This window comes from Limibacillus sp., from assembly GCA_037379885.1.
GTDB lineage: Bacteria > Pseudomonadota > Alphaproteobacteria > Kiloniellales > CECT-8803 > JARRJC01.
In genome coordinates, this window is record JARRJC010000114.1 from 1 (window position 1) to 2,896 (window position 2,896).

3 protein-coding genes are annotated in these 2,896 nt (G+C 51.0%); all 3 read right to left on the bottom strand.

Annotated elements, in window-relative coordinates:
• Positions 1-205, bottom strand: a 205-nt coding sequence (locus P8X75_15060; GenBank protein ID MEJ1996500.1) for a hypothetical protein, incomplete at its 3' end; no start/stop codon positions are given.
• A gap of 171 nt (positions 206-376) precedes the next feature.
• Positions 377-1,270, bottom strand: coding sequence for a DUF6502 family protein (locus P8X75_15065; protein ID MEJ1996501.1), 894 nt, complete (start codon positions 1,268-1,270; stop codon positions 377-379).
• A gap of 487 nt (positions 1,271-1,757) precedes the next feature.
• A complete protein-coding gene (locus P8X75_15070) occupies positions 1,758-2,681 on the bottom strand; it encodes a DUF6502 family protein (GenBank protein ID MEJ1996502.1) in 924 nt (307 codons plus the stop codon).
• Positions 2,682-2,896: the final 215 nt, after the last annotated feature.

Sequence of the window (2,896 nt, forward strand, 5' to 3'; positions counted from 1 at the left end):
CATCGCTGCCGTTGATGCTCAGGGCATCGCTGCCGTTGATGCTCAGGGCATCGCTGCCGTTGATGCTGAGGGCATCGCTGCCACTAATACTACTGGTAGTGCTATGGCCCGTGGCCGCAAGGCCAACTATCGGACTAGCACCTACCAGAAGCGCACAAACAATAAGCGGAGTGCCCCATATGCTGGGCTTTGATGGTTCGCTCATTTGAGGGTTCCTCCAACACCTCTTCTCTCACTATCGCCTCAACTTTCACTGAGGCGTACTCGCTGCTTTTTGCCGGAGCAGGCGACTCTAACGGCCGCGTTACTTCTCCGACTTTTCTTCGCATTGCCCCGAGGCTCTCGCCAACCTGCAAATTGACAATGCTTACCCCTCTTACTCCTTTTCTTCTATCCCACTGGATTCCTCTAGCAGCATCCTCAGCGATTTGGGCTCATCGTCCTCTTTGACCACGTAGTGGTATATTCCGATACCAGTCTGGACAATCCCGTTTCGCTCTTCTTTATCTGGCCGCCTATTATCTGGGCCCCGCTGCTGAGCAATCCAATTGTCAATATCTTCCAAAACTGCCTGCCCCCGGTCGCGAACGTAATAGTCCAACCCGGGGAGGTCTTCGCGTCTCAGTCCATTATCTGCGATGACAGTTCGCTCGAATCTTCCCTTCCCAGGCGCTGACTTCAACATATTGAACTCAAGCGTCTGGATAAAATTGCGAATCTGAATACCGAATCGCTCGAGGAAATCAGGCGCCAATGACTCGGGAACGTATTCTCTCCTAACAACTTTGTACCAACCTGCATCCGTCTGAACGACTATCCCTACGCGCAACAGCTCTTCCAACATTGCATGGGGGGTCATGTCCCCGCTGTAAGCCTCCACCAATGTAGTGAACGATCCACCAGTTGGACTATCGAAAGGCAGCTCAAGCGGCACCCCATAAGGTCCTGTGTAATCCGGATCAGTGTGCCATCCAAGCAACACCCGCCCGATTCTGCCCAAGTTGCTTCTCGCACCCGTAAAATCTTCGTCATCTATCTCCGCAAGCCGCTGCACTTCTGTCCGCGTTAAGCCAGTTACGATTGCGATCCGCGCTTTGGAAATTTTCTTCCCAGGGACCTGAAAATCCTCTGCAGCGATAGTCACATAGACCCTTTTAATTACTTCCGAAAACTCTGCGAAGGAGACACCGTGCCGCAGAAGGATGCGCACTAACGGCCTCATTAGCCGCGCGTACGCTGCCAACAGTCCTTCTTTTACAGAATCCGTCATAAAACAACATAATCCCCATAAAAAAGGAATTTAGACGCTAAACATCTGTAAGTCAATCAATTATGGTGAAGTGATCTCGCGACTTATCAGGTCACCGAAATGCGGGATCATTTGGTCGGGACGTAAGGGAAAACCGCCATAGAAATCGCACTCACATTGTGGTTCTCGAGCAACGCCCAAGAATAATACTTCCACGCCATTCATTTCATGAAAACTTCTATTTGTAGGCGTTTCTTAGCTCATCAATTAGCTGGTCATCTTAAGGTTTTGAAATTTATAGCTTTGCCGGATTTTGCATCTCAAACCTAGAAATTACTCTGGCTAAGTGCTGGCGGGGCGCGTGAACCTACCGCGACCTCGCCGCACATAGTGCACAGCCGCCGACAGATGAGAGTAATCGATTTGTGTCGATAGAACGGAATCCGAGGATCAGCCCAACAAGGCCCTACTTTGAGGATCGGACGTGACACAAAATCATTCACTAAGGCTACGCCGACTCTTCATCAGCAGATGCCTCCTCATAGTAGTAGATGCCGACTCCCACTGCGCGCGAGCCTAGACCATCAGTTTCCGCATGGAGTGACTCGTAAGTCGAGAAGAACTCATGGATAGAGTTACCAAATTCTTCTAGCCGCCCTCTCGACACCCGTCGTAAGAGCTCGGCATGCTCTGGAGCCAACGGCCGTGTTGTTATGGTCCTCTCAATTCGAACCAGTTCTTGGTTTTCGGGGTCTGTATTGAACAGGATCGTCTCTGCCAATCTTCTTAGGGATAACTCAAGCGCCAACGCGAGCCGATCATCCAAATCGCTCGGGGTGAACACGGACTTGAGAGCTCGGAGTTTTCCGGACTTAGTTTCTTCTATAGCACCGATACGCAGTAATTCCGTTCGCATCGCGCCAGGTGGTATATCGCCTCCGAATTGCCTTACAAGGTCACAAAAGCTTGGTTTGTCTCCTTGGAAATCAAGTTCCAGCGGATCACCGTTCGAATCGGTGAATTCGGAATGACTGAACCAGTTTCCGAGAACAAGTCCCGGAGCAAGTTCCTTCCCTATAACAAAATCGCTACCACCATCTTTGATATCTCTGAGGCGTTTGACTTCCTTTCTGGTGAGGCCCGTCATCACAGCCACCCGGGACGCATTAGTCGGTCTGCCGCGGATTCCATAGTCCGTGGTTGCAACGTTCACAAATGCCGATTTTGCAATCTCTGCGAAATCCCTGTAACCGATTCCGCTTCTCAGCATCGCTCGGGCTAAAGGTTTCATCGCATGAAACAGGCCCTCTAAGATCTTTTTCTGTGTAGCGCTCGGCATTGCACCAAAATATATGAGTGTATTCTCGTTGGCGTCAATGCTTGACTGGAATGCGCTGTCTGCGTGCTGTACGACCGATTCCTTTTCGCGCAATTACCCAGGCCGTAATGCAGAAACGCTAACGGTACTTTTCTAGTCGATCATCCGCTGAAACTCGCGCTCTGACACCTTTTGAATCCCAAGGATTTGAGCCGTTTCCGCCTTGCTGCCCGGGTTCTCTCCCACTACTACGTAGTCCGTCTTCTTCGATACGCTCCCAGTCACTCGACCGCCGGCTGCCAGGATTCTCTGCTTCGCTTCGTCACGAG